This window comes from Caballeronia sp. PC1 (assembly GCF_021353155.1).
Taxonomy (GTDB): Bacteria; Pseudomonadota; Gammaproteobacteria; order Burkholderiales; family Burkholderiaceae; genus Caballeronia; species Caballeronia cordobensis.
Map to the genome: position 1 here is coordinate 1,486,552 of NZ_JAJUBH010000002.1, position 13,917 is coordinate 1,500,468.

Sequence of the window (13,917 nt, forward strand, 5' to 3'; positions counted from 1 at the left end):
AATTTCCTCGTTAAGCCTCAAGGAAAATAAACATGGCCCACAATCTCCACAATACGCTCAAGGAATTCGACAGCGGTTCCGGCAAAGCCAAGTTCTACTCGCTGCCGCAACTCGGCGATGCGCTGAAGGTCAAGCTCCAGCGTCTGCCCGTTTCGATCCGTCTGGTGCTCGAATCGGTGCTGCGCAACTACGACGGCAAGAAGATTTCCGAGGAGCACATCGAGCAACTGGCGAACTGGAAGCCGAATGCGGCGCGTGTCGATGAAATTCCGTTCGTCGTTGCGCGTGTGGTGTTGCAGGATTTCACCGGCGTGCCGCTGCTCGCCGATATCGCCGCCATGCGCGGCGTCGCGAAGCGCGCGGGCAAGGATCCGAAGGCGATCGAGCCGCTCGTGCCGGTGGACCTCGTGGTCGATCACTCGGTGCAGATCGATCACTTCCGCGAGCCGAACGCGCTCGATCTGAACATGAAGCTGGAATTCCAGCGCAACAACGAGCGCTACCAGTTCATGAAGTGGGGCATGCAGGCGTTCGACACGTTCAAGGTCGTGCCGCCGGGCGTCGGCATCGTGCACCAGGTGAACCTAGAATATCTCGCGCGCGGCGTGCACAAGAAGGACGGCGTTTATTATCCGGACACGCTCGTCGGCACGGATTCGCACACGACGATGATCAACGGCATCGGCGTGGTGGGCTGGGGCGTGGGCGGCATCGAAGCGGAAGCGGGCATGCTCGGCCAGCCGGTGTACTTCCTGACGCCGGATGTGGTCGGCGTCGAGCTGAAGGGCAAGCTGCGCGAAGGCTGCACGGCCACCGACCTCGTGCTCACGATCACCGAAATGCTGCGCAAGGAGAAGGTCGTCGGCAAGTTCGTCGAGTTCTTCGGCGAAGGCACGGCATCGATCGCGGTGCCGGATCGCGCGACCATCGGCAACATGGCGCCCGAGTACGGCGCGACCATGGGCTTCTTCCCGGTCGACGAAAAGACCATCGACTACTTCAAGGGCACGGGCCGCACCGACGCGGAAATTGCCGCGTTCGAGCAGTATTTCAAGGCACAGAAGCTCTGGGGCGTGCCGAAGGCCGGCGATATCGACTACACCAAGACCCTCACGCTGGATCTCGGCACGGTCGCGCCGTCGCTCGCGGGTCCGAAGCGTCCGCAGGATCGCATCGAAATCGGCAATGTGAAGAGCACCTTCGTCGACCTGTTCTCGAAGCCGGTCGGCGAAAACGGCTTCAACAAGAAGGCCGCCGAGCTCGAATCGACCTACCGCACGAGCGATGGCGTCGACGTGAAGAACGGCGACGTGCTGATCGCGGCGATCACCTCGTGCACGAACACGTCCAACCCGAGCGTGCTGCTCGCGGCCGGCCTGCTCGCGAAAAAGGCCGTCGAAGCCGGCCTGACCGTTGCGCCGCACATCAAGACGTCGCTCGCGCCGGGATCGCGCATCGTCACCGAATATCTGACGAAAACGAACCTGCTGCAGTATCTCGACAAACTCGGCTTCACGCTCGCCGCCTACGGCTGCACGACGTGCATCGGCAACGCGGGCGACCTGACGCAGGGGCTGAACGACGCGATCACGAAGAACGATATCGTCGCGGCGGCGGTGCTGTCGGGGAACCGCAACTTCGAGGCGCGCATTCACCCGAACATCCGCGCGAACTTCCTCGCTTCGCCGCCGCTCGTCGTCGCGTATGCGATCGCGGGCAACATCACGCGCGATCTGATGACGGAGCCGGTTGGCAAGGGCACCGGCGGCCGCGACATCTATCTCGGCGATATCTGGCCGACGAGCGAAGAAGTGCACGCGCTGCTCAAGTACGCGCTGGATGCGAAGGCGTTCCGCGAAAACTACTCGCAGCTCACGAAGGAAGGCGATCTGTGGAGCAAGATCGAGGGCGAAAGCGGTCAGGTGTATGACTGGCCGAAATCGACGTACATCGCCGAGCCGCCCTTCTTCGGCCACGACTTCTCGATGAAGCCGTCCGACTCCATTCCCGCGGTGCAAGGCGCGCGCGCGCTCGGCATCTTCGGCGATTCGGTGACGACGGACCACATCTCCCCGGCGGGCTCGATCAAGGAAACGTCGCCGGCGGGCGTGTGGCTGAAGGCGAACGGCGTGCAGAAGGCCGACTTCAACAGCTACGGCTCGCGCCGCGGCAACCACGACGTGATGATGCGCGGCACGTTCGCGAACGTGCGTATCAAGAATCTGATGATTCCGGCAAACGCGGACGGCACGCGCGTCGAAGGCGGCCTGACGATCCATCAGCCGAGCGGCGAACAACTGTCGATTTACGACGCCGCGATGAAGTACATCGACGCCGGCACGCAAACCGTCATCTTCGCCGGTGAAGAGTACGGCACGGGTTCGTCGCGCGACTGGGCGGCGAAGGGCACGCAACTGCTCGGCGTGAAAGCCGTGGTCGCGCGCAGCTTCGAGCGTATCCATCGCTCGAACCTCGTCGGCATGGGCGTGCTGCCGCTGCAGTTCAAGGGCGCCGACAGCGTGCAGTCGCTCAACATCACGGGCGAAGAGACGTACGACATCGAAGGGCTCGGCGACGACTTCAAGCCGCAGCAGGAAGTCACGCTCGTGATTCATCGCAAGGACGGCAAGGAAGATCGCGTGCAGGTGCTGCTGCGTATCGATACGCCGATCGAAGTCGATTACTACAAGCACGGCGGAATTCTGCCGTTCGTGCTGCGCTCGCTGCTCGCGGCGTAAGTAGACCGTTGCAGGTGACTGCGCTCGAAAGAGCGCAGGAACATTGAACCCGGCCGTGGCCGGGTTTTTTTTCGGCTCTACGCCTTGGAAATCGCAATCTGCGAGGACGGCGTGCGGCGCGCGAACCATGCGCGCACGATCTCAGCCAGCCGTTGCGCACCCGCGCGCGACGAATCGGACGCTATCGAAAACCAGCTTGCGTCCGCCGTTCCGCTGACCCAGATCGTCGTGTACGGCTTCAGTTCGACGGTTGCGCCCGCGCTCAGCCAGTGATCGTCGGCAACGCCTTCGATCGTCAGCCAGATTTGCCCGCGCGTGACGCGCAGCGTCTGAGGCCGGTCGATCACCCAGCGCGTCGGCGCATCGCGCCGGTCGAGTTCGAAAGTACGGATCTCACGCATGATGCTGCTCCTCATTGATCGAGTGGCCGCAGGGTACGAAGTGACCGCAGCCGTTGAGCATATTATTGGACCGATTCCGAACACCTTGAATGAACACTTCTGCACAGTTGTGATGGAACTGTTAAGCTAAAATCACTGAACAGTTAGTGTCCCGGTGTGGGTTGTGTACACTATGAGAAGAGCCCCGATAGCCATCTGGACAGGCTTGACGGCGGTTTTCGGATGCGTTCGAATGTCCGTCATGACAGCGGCGAACAGCAAAAGCCAACTGTTCACTCATTCCGACAGAACACTTAAAACACGATGAACGCACTTCCCCTTCACATCGATGGCGGCACCGGCGTGCCGCTGACCGAGCAGATCGTCACCCAGATCGAGGCGATGATCCGCTCGCGCCGTGTACTGGCGGGTGCGAAGCTGCCGTCGATCCGCCAGCTGGCCGCCGAGCAGCACATCAGCCGGTTTCCGGTCATCGAGGCGTATGACCGGCTCGCCTCGCGCGGGCTGATTCAGCCGAAGCACGGCTCGGGCTTTTACGTGGCGGATCATATCGAAGACCATGACGGCAAGACGGGCAACTGCGACCCGCGCCTCGCGGAAGAAGAATCGAACCAGATTCTTCAGCAATTCAACTATCCCGGCGAGACGCTGAAGCTGTCGAGCGGTTTTCTTCCCGAAGCCTGGCGCGACGTGGACGGACTCACGCAGGCGATCCGGCAGGTATCGCGCGTCGATGTGTCGAGCGTGATCGACTATGCCCTTCCCCACGGCGACGCCAATCTGCGCCAGCAGATCGCGATGCGCATCAACGCGCTCGGCATCGACGCCGATTTGCCGAACGTGATGATCACGAGCGGCGCGAGTCAGGCCTTCGATCTCATCGTGCGTTACATGCTGAAGCCGGGCGATACGGTGTTCGTCGAAGATCCCGGTTACTACAATCTGTTCGGCTTGCTGAAGCTGCAAGGCGTGCGGCTCGTCGGCGTGCCGCGGCTCGCGAACGGGCCCGATGTCGATGTCGCCGAGGCGTTGCTCAAGCAGCATCAGCCGAAGCTCTTCTTCCTCAACACCGTGTTTCAGAACCCGACCGCGACGAACATCGCGCCGCAGGTCGCGTTCAAGCTGCTGCAACTCGCGACGCAGCACGGTTTCACGATTGTCGAAGACGATATCTACGCCGACTTCCAGGCCGTGCCGACGCAACGGCTCGCCTCGCTCGATCAGCTCGATCGCGTGATTTATGTGGGCGGATTGTCGAAGACGCTGTCGTCGTCGCTGCGCATCGGCTATCTCGTGGCGAATCGCGAGCTCGTCAAGCATCTCGTCGACGTGAAGGTGCTGACGAGCCTGGGCGGCTCGCGCTTCGCGGAAAGTGTCGCGGCGAGCCTGCTGGAACGCGGCACGTATCGCAAGTATCTGGAGCGTTTGCGCAAGCGGGTGCGCGATTCGCTGTCGAGCGCCGTGCAGACGCTCGAAGCGTACGGATGGGACGTATTCGACGAGCCGAGCGGCGGCAACTTCGTCTGGGCCAAAGTGCCGGGCATCGAGGATTCGGCTCTGCTCGTCGAAGAAGCCGTGAAGTTCGGCGTGACGCTCGCGCCGGGCAGCTATTGCCGTCCGGACGGCGACGCGTGTCCGTGGGTGCGCATCAACTCGGCCTATGCGGGCGACCGGCGCGCGACGCGCTTTTTCGAGCACATGCAGGAAGCCGCGGTCGCGCGCGCATAGTCACCGCTTACATCGGCGGCACGACGCCATCCTTCTCCACGACGATGCGCTGCGCCGCGAAGTCCGATCCCGCCGGGGTCGCCACGACGAACACCTTCTTGCCGGGCTTCAGGTCGTCGTGCGTCGCGGGCGCGAAGGTCACGACGGGCACGTTCTCCGGCACCGTCACCGCATTCGATCCGCCCTTGTACGACAGCTTCAGGTCACGGCCGCTCGTGCCCTGCACGACCTGATCGACGTTAGCATTGGTCATCGAGCTCTGCGGGCCGAGGTCCCATGCATAGTGGCCTTCGCCCGTGCCGCGCGCGGCTTCGGGGAACACGAGCACTTCGGTCGCGGTGAGCTTGCCGTCCGTGCCGGTCGTCGCGGCCGTGCCGACGAACGAGCCCGGCTTGATGTCCTGGAGCTTGATGTTCTTCAGCGCGGTCACGGGCGTGTCGGCCTTGACGGCGATCTTCACCGTGTCGCCGCTGCGCCGATGCACCGTGAGCGTATCGCCGGTCAGCGACACGATATCGCCGCGAATGCGCGCGGGCTTTGCTGCGGGCGTCTGAGCGAAGGCCGCCGAAGCGAGGGCGAGCGTCACCATGCTGACACCGAGTTTCATGCGAATCGACATGTGTTCTCCTTGGTTGGATGTGAAGCGAAGTGATGGATCATGAACCGCCGAACCAGTTGTAGCCCTGGTTCTCCCAATAGCCGCCGGGATAGTCGTTCGTCACGGTAATCGCGACGATATGTTTCGGGTTCTTGTAGCCGAGCTTGGTCGGCATGCGCAGCTTCATCGGAAAGCCGTATTTCGGCGGCAGGATCTGGCCGTCGTAGGTGAGCGTGAGCAGCGTCTGCGCGTGCAGCGCGGTCGGCATGTCGATGCTCGTCGAGTAGTTGTCGGCGCAATGAAACGCCACGTATTTCGCGCTCGTATCGGCGCCGGCGCGCGCGAGGACCTGCGCGAAGCGAACGCCGCCCCACTTGCCGATCGCGCTCCAGCCTTCGATGCAGATATGCCGCGTCACCTGGCTTTCCTGCGGCATCGCGTGGAGTTCGTCGAGCGTCCAGACGCGCTTGCCCTTCACGAGTCCGCCGATTTGCAGCTTATAGGTCGATGGATCGACTTCGGGCACTTCGTCGATGTCATAGAACGCGTTGAACGGAAACGGCCGCGTGATCATCGACTCGGGATACGTCGGCGCGAGCTTGTTCGGATCGAACAGCAGCGCCTGCACGTCGTCGTTGAAGGACGAAATGCGGCGCAGCATCGCGTTGACGGATTTGTCGTCGGTGATATTGCAGCCGGATAGCATCGCGAGGCCGCCGAGCGAAAGAATGCGCTTGCCGAATAAACGGCGCGCCGGAGCCTTTAATTCCTTCGCGGCATCCTTGATGATGAGTTCGGCATCGGGTCTCGACTTGAATAGCTTGAGCGACATGGGCTTAACGACCTCGAATCATCAGCACGAGCGAACGCGGCACGAGCGCGACCATCGCGATGTGCACGACAAAGAACGCGACCAGAAAACTCATGCCGAAAAAGTGCACGACACGCGCGCTGTCGTAACCGCCCATCAGCGCGCGCAGCAAGGGGAACTGCACGGACTTCCATACCGCGAGCCCGGACAGGATCACGATCGCGATGTCCACGATCACCGCGAGATACGCGAACTTCTGCACGGCGTTGTAGTGCGTGAGATCGTCGTGGCCGAGCTTGCCGCGCAAGGCGTCGAAGGCGTCGGTGATGATGCTTTTGATGGACAGCGGAAACATGCGGCGGCGCAGGCGGCCCGTGAAGAGATTCATCGCGAGATAGACGATGAAGTTCACGACCAGCAGCCACATTGCCGCGAAGTGCCATTGCAGCGCGCCGCCGAGCCAGCCGCCGAGCGTGATGGCGGGCGCGAATGTCAGCGACTTGAAAATCGGCGATGCGTTGTAGATCTGCCAGCCGCTTGTCACCATGATCAACACGGCGAACGCGTTGAGCCAGTGTGTGATGCGCAGCCATAGCGGTTGTACTTGCACGTCGGGCCTCGCAGAGTGGAAGACGATGTGCTGGGCATGGTAGCGGCGCGCCTCTGTTCGATCGATGACCTCTCGATGACTTTTTTGTCATCTTTCGCGGGACGTGTGCCTGCTCTGGCTAGAATGTGGGCAATTCATCGAACGCAGCGCCAGCATGACCATCCTCGTGATCGAAGACGACCGCAAGACCGGCGACTACCTGAAAAAAGGGCTTATCGAGTCCGGTTATCAGGTCGAACTCGTGCGCAACGGCACGGATGGACTGCATCAGGCGCTCGCGAACAACTACGAGCTGATCGTGCTCGACGTGATGCTGCCGGGCATCGACGGCTGGCAGATCATGTCGGCCTTGCGTGCGAAACGTGACTTGCCTGTCATTTTTCTCACGGCGCGCGATCATGTCACCGATCGCATTCACGGCCTCGAACTCGGCGCGGACGACTATCTCGTCAAGCCGTTCTCCTTCACCGAACTCGTGCTGCGTATCCGCACGCTTTTACGGCGCGGCGTGATGCGCGAATCGGATACGTTTCAGATCGCGGACCTCCACGTCGATGTCCTGCGTCGCAAAGTGACGCGTCAAGGCATCGATATCGCGCTGACGAACAAGGAGTTCGCGCTGCTGCATCTCTTCTGCAAGCATCAGGGCGAAGCGCTTTCGCGCACGCTGATCGCCTCGGAAGTGTGGGACATGAACTTCGATAGCGACACGAACGTCGTGGATGTCGCGGTGAAGCGCCTGCGCGCGAAGATCGACAATCCGTTCGATCTGAAGCTGATTCACACGGTGCGCAGCATCGGTTATTCGTTCGGGGAGAATCCTTGAACCGGCCGTCGCGTTCGCTTGCGGTACGCATCGCGCTGTCGTTTGCGGTGATCGTGTGCATCGTCGTCGGCATGGTCGGCGCGTCGCTTTATCACGCGACGAATCTCGCGCTTTCCACGCGCGCGGATTATCAACTGATCGGACGCGTCGAGCATTTCCGCTCGCTGCTGCACGACCTCTATACGATCAAGGAAATCGAAGCACGCCCGAGGCTCTTCGAGACGATGCTCGGCGACCGGCAGGACGTCATCATCTTTCGCCGCGCGGGCGCTGCGCCTTTCATCAACGTCGATCCGGAGCAACTGCCTTTGCCGCCGCTTCACGCCGTGCCCGTGACGCGGCCCATCGGGCTCGACGATCTATACGAAGGCTCGCGTGCGGATGGCGTGCGCATGCGCTGGGTCGGCGCTCAGGCGCGAATCGGCGAGAGCGGCGAAGTCGTGGAAATCATCGCCGCACACGTGATGACGCAGGAAGCGCATGTCTTGTCGGTGTATCTATGGCGTGTGTGGGTCAACGTGATCGGCGCGGTCGTGGTCACGTTGCTGCTCGCGTGGTGGGTCACGAGCCGCGGACTGTTGCCGCTCAAGTCGATGGCGGATAAAGCCGCGGAGATCACGCCGAATCAGTTGTCGGCGCGGCTCGATGTTACGCATGCGCCTGCCGAATTGCAGAGCCTCGCCGCATCGTTCAACGCGATGCTCGATCGTCTGGAGCACGGTTATGAGCGTCTGCTGCAATTCTCGGCGGATCTCGCGCACGAATTGCGCACGCCCATCGGCGTGTTGATCGGTGAAACGCAGGTCACGCTCGCGCATGAGCGCAGCGTCGCGGAATATCGCAATGTGCTCGAATCGAATCTGGAGGAACTGGAGCGGCTCGCGCGCATCGCGCAGAACATTCTTTTCCTCGCGCAGGCCGATCATGGGCCGCAGCGCATCGAGCGCGAGCACCTCGATATTCGCGAGGAGCTCGAAACCATTTGCGCTTACTTCGAAGGCATTGCCGACGAGCGCCGCATCACGTTCGATATCGATGCGAGTGGCGAGATGGTTGCGAATGCGATCATGTGCCGGAGGGCGATCGGCAATGTCGTCGTCAATGCGGTGCGGTATGCGGCGGCGGGAAGCGTCGTGCGGGTCGAAGGCCGGGTGGATGCGGGGGGCGCTGTTGTCGTGGTGGGGAATCGGCTCGACGTTCGCATCGGGGAAGAGGAGCTTGGCAAGCTTTTCGATCGCTTTTATCGCGGTGATGCGGCGCGGAGTGAGTTTACCGAGTCCAGCGGACTGGGGTTGTCGATTGTGCAGGCCATCATGAGGTTGCATGGCGGTCATGTGACCGCTGACTGCACTCGGGATGATTGGATCGAGTTTTCTTTGTGGTTTCCTGTTTGAGGGTTTTTTGGTTTTTGTTTTGGGTGGAACTTGCTTTGTTGTCGGTCTATTAGCACTGCCCCTCCCCGGGGCGGGGGTAACTTTCTTTGCTGCTGCAAAGAAAGTCACCAAAGAAAGCAGCTTTGTCACCGCCCGCGGTCACACGCAGTTTGGCCAATTTTCTCCTCGGGGAATGGCCCTTGCCTAAAGAGTGCCCTCATAAACCCAACCGGGCTTGGATCGCACACGGTCTGACAAGCCATAACTTTGAACGCGCTGGTTCAGCACAAAATAGCTTCGGCACAGCGCTTCGCGCTGCCGTTGGGCATGCGAGGGAAACCAGCGAACACGAGTGCACTCGCGCACCCGATGAACCCATCGGCCGCGAAGCGGGCTGGAACTTGAAATGGCTGTACCCGTTGGTTAAGCGGCGCGATGCGACAGACCGTGCGCGATCCAAGCCCGGTTGGTCCTTCGAGGGCACTCTTTAGGCGAGGGCCGTTCCCCGAGGAGAAGAGTGGCCAAACTGCGTGTGACCGCGGGCGGTGACAAAGCTGCTTTCTTTGGTGACTTTCTTTGCAGCAGCAAAGAAAGTTACCCCCGCCCCGGGGAGGGGCAGTGCCAATAAACCGACAACAAAACGGGATCCGGCAAAAAACAAAAAAACCTTCACCCCGCAGGCAGCGCCAAAACCTCCCTCTCCGCCAACAACCCATGAATCTGCGAAACCACCGCCGCGCCTTCCCCGACCGCCGCCGCGACGCGCTTAGTCGACCCCGACCTCACATCACCGATAGCAAACACCCCCGGCACACTCGTTTCGAGGGCAAGCACACCTTCCGTGCGCCCTTCATGCGCTTCAGGACCCGTCAACACGAACCCCTTCCCATCGACATTCACGTTGCAATTCCGCAGCCAGTCCGTATTCGGATCCGCACCGGTAAAGAGAAACAGATGCCGCGATTCGATCGTAAGCGGCCCCTCGGGCGTCTTGCAATTGACAGCGGTCAGCGCGCGACCGTCGCCATCGAGCGAGGTAATCTGCGTATGCGTGCGCACCGTCACGTTAGGCAACGAGCCGATGCGCTCCACCAGATAATGCGACATGCTCGCCGAAAGCCCCGCCCCGCGAATCAGCACGTGCACATGCTTCGCATGCGAGGCGAGATACACCACCGCCTGCCCCGCCGAATTGCCGCCGCCGACGAGCACGACTTCCGAGTTCTTGCATAGCTTCGCCTCGACCGGCGACGCCCAGTAATACGTCCCGTGCCCCTCGTAACGGTCGAGACCCGCGATATCGGGCCGCCGGTACGCCGCGCCCGACGCGATCACGACCGTCTGCGTCGTCACGCGCGTGCCGTTTTCAAGCTCGATCTGAATCGGGTTGCAGTCGCAATGCAGCGCCTTGATCTTCGTCGGAATCGCGATATGCGCGCCGAACTTCTGCGCCTGCACGAACGCGCGCCCGGCGAGCGCCTGGCCGGAAATGCCGGTCGGAAAGCCGAGATAGTTTTCGATCCGCGAGCTCGCGCCCGCCTGACCGCCCGGCGCGCGGCAATCGAACACCGCCACCGACAAGCCTTCGGAGGCCGCATACACCGCCGTCGCAAGACCGGCCGGCCCCGCGCCGACGATCGCGACATCGTAGATGTGCGCCGGATCGAACTCGGGCAGCCAGCCGAGCTGTGTCGCGACCTGATTCTCGTTGGGCGCGCGCAGCACGGTGCCGTCCGGGCAAATGACGAGCGGAAAATCGGAGGTCGAGGCCGAAATGCGTTCGAGCAGCGAAATGGCGTCCGGATCGGTGCAGGCGTCGATCACCGTGTGCGGATAACCGTTGCGCCGCAAAAAGCCCTGCAGCGACACGAGGCGGCCATCGTCCGACTGGCCGAGCAGCACCGGCCCGCTGCCTTTTTCGATCAGACCGACGCGCCTCAGGATCAGCGCGCGCATGATGCGCTCGCCCAGTTCCGCTTCCGCGACGAGCAGCGCGCGCAGGCGCTCCGGCGGAATCACGATGCCCTCGACATCCTCGGCGGCCAGGCCATCGACGAGACAGGGCTTGCCCGACAGCTGCGCCACCTCGGCCAGAAAATGCCCCGGCCCGTGCTCGACGACGAGATGCTCCTGTCCGAGCGCATTGCGCCGCGTCACGCGCACGAGCCCGGCGAGCACGATCACCATGCCGCGCCCGGTTTCGCCCATGCGGAACATCCACTCGCCGCGACGCCACCGCGACACGGTGCCGAAACGGCTCATGCGCTCGATTTCGTTGTCCGTCAGGCGCGGGAACATCTGGTGCGCGCGCGTTTCGAGCGGCGAAAACGGCGCGCTGTCGTCGGCCGCGACGGGCGCGGCGGCGGGCGTCGGCACGACATTCGGATTCGGATTCTCGATCGGCTCGCGCGCACTCCAGGGGACGACATGGGGCATGCTCTGTCCGTACTCGCCATTCGGGGTGGTGCTCATGCGCGATCTCCGTGTGGAAAACCAGCTTCATGCAAAGATGCCGAGGCGGCCGACGATGCCCCCGCCGACGACGCTTTCACCGGCCATGGGCACATCGCGGCCATTTCCGCAACTTCCTCGGGCGTGGTGGCGACGAGGTCGCCGAACTCGGTCAGCGTCGCGACCTCGAAACCGGCGAACCGCCAGGCATCGAGCCCGCCGGTGAGCGGCACGACGTCGCGAAAGCCCGCGGTGCGCATCGTCTTCGCCATCCATGCCGCCGACACCTCGTTCGGGCACGAGCAATAAATCACGACCTTGCGCGACTTGTCGTAGTTTTCGATGATCTTCGCGAGATCGCGCTCGTCGGCAAAGAGCGAACCGGGAATCGTGAACGGATCCAGCATGCGCTTTTCCGGCGAGCGGATGTCGAAGATGACCGGCAGCGGTTCGTCGTTCATCAGCGCATAGAGCTCGTCCACGCTGATGCGCGCCTTCTCGAGCGTCGCCATGAGCGCGCGCCGCCGCCACCAGCGATAGACGACATAGACCGCGAGCAGCGCGCCGACGACCATCACCGCCTGACGGCCAAGCTGCGAGATCATCGCGAAAACCATTTCCAGCTGCGCCGCGAAGATCACGCCGACGGTCAGCCCGACCGCGCCCCATAACGCAATGCCCGCGCCGTCGTGCGCGATGAAACTGCGCAGGCGCACGCCCATCGCACCCGCGAGCGGCACGGACACGAGCGACAGACCGGGGATGAATTTCGCGACCAGCAGCACGCGCACGCCCCAGCGGCCGAAGAAGCGCTCGGTTTTCTTCACGCAGGTATCGCGCGAGAGCGAAAGCTTGCAGATGGTCTTGAGCGTCTTGTCACCGTACCGGCGCCCGCCCTGAAACCAGACGAGATCGCCGAGCACGCCGCCCGCCACCGCGACGCACAGCACGCCGACGAGCGGCGGCCAGAACGCGCCGCCATCCACCGCCATCAGCGCAATGGACGCGCCGACGATGATCATCGTCGGCATCGCGGGCACGGGCAGCCCGAGCGCCGAGCCCATTACGTTGATGAAAACGATCGCCGGGCCGAATCGATCGACTAGCTGATGCAACAACATGGGAATCTCCCGTGCGGGAAAAGGTGTATTCGCGAAGACGACGGGACGCGCGCCGCCGCAGGGGCGCGGCGCAGCGAAGGCGCAAGAAGCACGAAAGCGAGCGAGATACGAGCTGGCAACCGCTCGTGGTTCAACGCGGTGCACGCGGCGCCGGGCCGACGTTCGTCACATTTAAGGGGTAAGTGTAGCCCGGAAATGCAAATGCAAGCATGACCGGCGCGAGAGACGCGGGCATCGCGCGCGCGATGCCCGGATTGAGGCGCAGAGTGTGGGATTTAGCCGCGTTGGTCGGCCATATAGGCGCGGATCACGTCGGCGAAAGTCTTGTCGCCCGTGAGGCCCAGTTGCTCGGCGCGCGCGGTGTTCCACGCGCCCGGCCAACTGCCGACGATCTTCTCGATGCGCTCGTCGCGCTGCCAGTCGATGCGCGCGACCGTTTCCTCGCCAGCCACCTCGCGCAGCGCCGCGATCATCTCGTTCACGCTCACCGACAGGCCCGGCAGATTGACGATCGGCCGGTTGCCGAGCTTCTCGCGATCGATCTCGCAGCCCGCGATCAGCGCCTCGACCGCGCTTTTCGGCGAGAGCAGCCACACGCGCGTTTCGCCATCGACGGGACACGTCGAGCGTTCGCCATTGAGCGGCTCGCGGATGATGCCGCTCGCGAACGACGACGCCGCCGCGTTCGGCTTGCCCGGCCGCACGCTGATGGTCGGCAGGCGCAGCACGCGGCCATCGACGAAACCGCGCCGCGTGTAATCCGAGAGCAGCAGTTCGGCGATCGCCTTCTGCGTACCGTACGACGATTGCGGATTGAGCGCGGTGTCGTCCTGCACGACAGCGGGCAGCGTGCCGCCGTACACCGCGACCGAGCTCGTGAACACGACGCGCGGCTTGTGGCCCGCCGCGCGGCACACTTCGAGCAGCGCGCGCGACGCGTCGAGATTGATCTTCATGCCGAGATCGAAATCCGCTTCGGCTTGGCCCGACACGATCGCGGCGAGATGAAAGACAGCTTCGGTCTGCGTGTCGATATGGCGTTGCAGCACGGCCGGATCGGAAATATCGCCGGTTTCGGCGCGCACGCGCTTGTCGTTCAGGAGGCGCTCGTCCTGCGGGCGCGCCACGTCGAGCAGCACCAGTTCCGTGACCGGCTTGCCGTTCAGTTCGTTGCGCTCCAGCAGACGCTTCGCGAGACGCTGACCGATGAAACCCGCGCCGCCGGTGATGAGAATCTTCATGTGCGCTTCCTTTCCTTTT

The 13,917-nt window shown here is 62.8% G+C and carries 12 protein-coding genes; 5 read left to right on the plus strand and 7 right to left on the minus strand.

The annotated features are described in order from the left end of the window. The first annotated feature begins 32 nt into the window (after nt 1-32). On the plus strand, nt 33-2,738 hold the full coding sequence (gene acnA, locus LY284_RS22860; RefSeq protein ID WP_014251435.1) for an aconitate hydratase AcnA: 2,706 nt from the start codon (nt 33-35) through the stop codon (nt 2,736-2,738). Nucleotides 2,739-2,815: 77 nt separating this feature from the next. Here the strand turns inward: acnA and LY284_RS22865 are convergent, their stop codons facing one another. Further along, nucleotides 2,816-3,139 (minus strand): DUF2917 domain-containing protein, encoded by a 324-nt coding sequence (locus LY284_RS22865; protein WP_014251436.1) that lies wholly within the window; start codon nt 3,137-3,139, stop codon nt 2,816-2,818. On the opposite strand from LY284_RS22865, the gene LY284_RS38770 reads away from it, so the two are divergent. Together LY284_RS38770 and LY284_RS22870 are read left to right on the plus strand one after the other, a co-directional pair. Beyond that, nucleotides 3,138-3,269, plus strand: a complete 132-nt coding sequence (locus LY284_RS38770) for a hypothetical protein (protein WP_255724389.1) — start codon at nt 3,138-3,140, stop codon at nt 3,267-3,269. The genes LY284_RS22865 and LY284_RS38770 overlap by 2 nt on opposite strands. A 173-nt stretch (nt 3,270-3,442) precedes the next feature. Beyond that, a complete protein-coding gene (locus LY284_RS22870) occupies nt 3,443-4,867 on the plus strand; it encodes a PLP-dependent aminotransferase family protein (protein WP_233388058.1) in 1,425 nt (474 codons plus the stop codon). A gap of 7 nt (nt 4,868-4,874) precedes the next feature. On the opposite strand, the gene LY284_RS22875 is transcribed toward LY284_RS22870, so the two are convergent. The 3 genes from LY284_RS22875 to LY284_RS22885 are packed head-to-tail and all read right to left on the minus strand — an operon-like array spanning nt 4,875 to nt 6,886. Continuing rightward, nucleotides 4,875-5,486 (minus strand): hypothetical protein, encoded by a 612-nt coding sequence (locus tag LY284_RS22875; RefSeq protein ID WP_045455204.1) that lies wholly within the window; start codon nt 5,484-5,486, stop codon nt 4,875-4,877. Between the two features lie 37 nt (nt 5,487-5,523). Beyond that, nucleotides 5,524-6,297 (minus strand): molybdopterin-dependent oxidoreductase, encoded by a 774-nt coding sequence (locus LY284_RS22880; RefSeq protein WP_233388059.1) that lies wholly within the window; start codon nt 6,295-6,297, stop codon nt 5,524-5,526. A 4-nt stretch (nt 6,298-6,301) separates the two neighbouring features. Then, a complete protein-coding gene (locus LY284_RS22885; protein WP_233388060.1) occupies nt 6,302-6,886 on the minus strand; it encodes a cytochrome b/b6 domain-containing protein in 585 nt (194 codons plus the stop codon). Nucleotides 6,887-7,040: 154 nt separating this feature from the next. Between LY284_RS22885 and LY284_RS22890 the strand changes: the two genes are divergently transcribed. Together LY284_RS22890 and LY284_RS22895 are read left to right on the plus strand one after the other, a co-directional pair. Next, nucleotides 7,041-7,712 carry a heavy metal response regulator transcription factor gene (locus LY284_RS22890; RefSeq protein ID WP_045455213.1) on the plus strand — a complete coding sequence of 224 codons (672 nt, stop codon included), beginning with the start codon at nt 7,041-7,043 and terminating at the stop codon, nt 7,710-7,712. Next, nucleotides 7,709-9,106: a heavy metal sensor histidine kinase gene (locus LY284_RS22895; RefSeq protein WP_233388061.1), complete on the plus strand. Its 1,398-nt coding sequence runs from the start codon at nt 7,709-7,711 to the stop codon at nt 9,104-9,106. The genes LY284_RS22890 and LY284_RS22895 overlap by 4 nt, the downstream gene beginning before the upstream one ends. Nucleotides 9,107-9,754: 648 nt before the next feature. Here LY284_RS22895 and LY284_RS22900 read toward each other — a convergent pair. The 3 genes from LY284_RS22900 to denD form a co-directional block, all read right to left on the minus strand. Continuing rightward, the gene (locus tag LY284_RS22900; RefSeq protein ID WP_233388062.1) at nt 9,755-11,557 is read right to left on the minus strand and encodes an FAD-dependent oxidoreductase; all 1,803 of its coding nucleotides are present in this window, start codon (nt 11,555-11,557) and stop codon (nt 9,755-9,757) included. Beyond that, entirely contained in the window at nt 11,554-12,654 is a 1,101-nt protein-coding gene (locus LY284_RS22905) for a DedA family protein/thiosulfate sulfurtransferase GlpE (protein ID WP_375294293.1), read from the minus strand. The genes LY284_RS22900 and LY284_RS22905 overlap by 4 nt, the downstream gene beginning before the upstream one ends. Before the next feature lie 278 nt (nt 12,655-12,932). Further along, a complete protein-coding gene (gene denD, locus LY284_RS22910) occupies nt 12,933-13,898 on the minus strand; it encodes a D-erythronate dehydrogenase (protein WP_233388064.1) in 966 nt (321 codons plus the stop codon). Between the last annotated feature and the right edge of the window lie 19 nt (nt 13,899-13,917).

What these genes read in the sequence shown, in the direction of transcription:
- acnA (WP_014251435.1), top strand. Translation starts at nt 33, where the DNA reads ATGGCCCACAATCTCCACAATACGCTCAAGGAATTCGACAGCGGTTCC.
- LY284_RS22890 (WP_045455213.1), top strand. Translation starts at nt 7,041, where the DNA reads ATGACCATCCTCGTGATCGAAGACGACCGCAAGACCGGCGACTACCTG.
- LY284_RS22900 (WP_233388062.1), bottom strand. Translation starts at nt 11,557, where the DNA reads ATGAGCACCACCCCGAATGGCGAGTACGGACAGAGCATGCCCCATGTC.
- LY284_RS22880 (WP_233388059.1), bottom strand. Translation starts at nt 6,297, where the DNA reads ATGTCGCTCAAGCTATTCAAGTCGAGACCCGATGCCGAACTCATCATC.
- denD (WP_233388064.1), bottom strand. Translation starts at nt 13,898, where the DNA reads ATGAAGATTCTCATCACCGGCGGCGCGGGTTTCATCGGTCAGCGTCTC.
- LY284_RS22870 (WP_233388058.1), top strand. Translation starts at nt 3,443, where the DNA reads ATGAACGCACTTCCCCTTCACATCGATGGCGGCACCGGCGTGCCGCTG.
- LY284_RS22865 (WP_014251436.1), bottom strand. Translation starts at nt 3,139, where the DNA reads ATGCGTGAGATCCGTACTTTCGAACTCGACCGGCGCGATGCGCCGACG.
- LY284_RS22875 (WP_045455204.1), bottom strand. Translation starts at nt 5,486, where the DNA reads ATGTCGATTCGCATGAAACTCGGTGTCAGCATGGTGACGCTCGCCCTC.
- LY284_RS38770 (WP_255724389.1), top strand. Translation starts at nt 3,138, where the DNA reads ATGATGCTGCTCCTCATTGATCGAGTGGCCGCAGGGTACGAAGTGACC.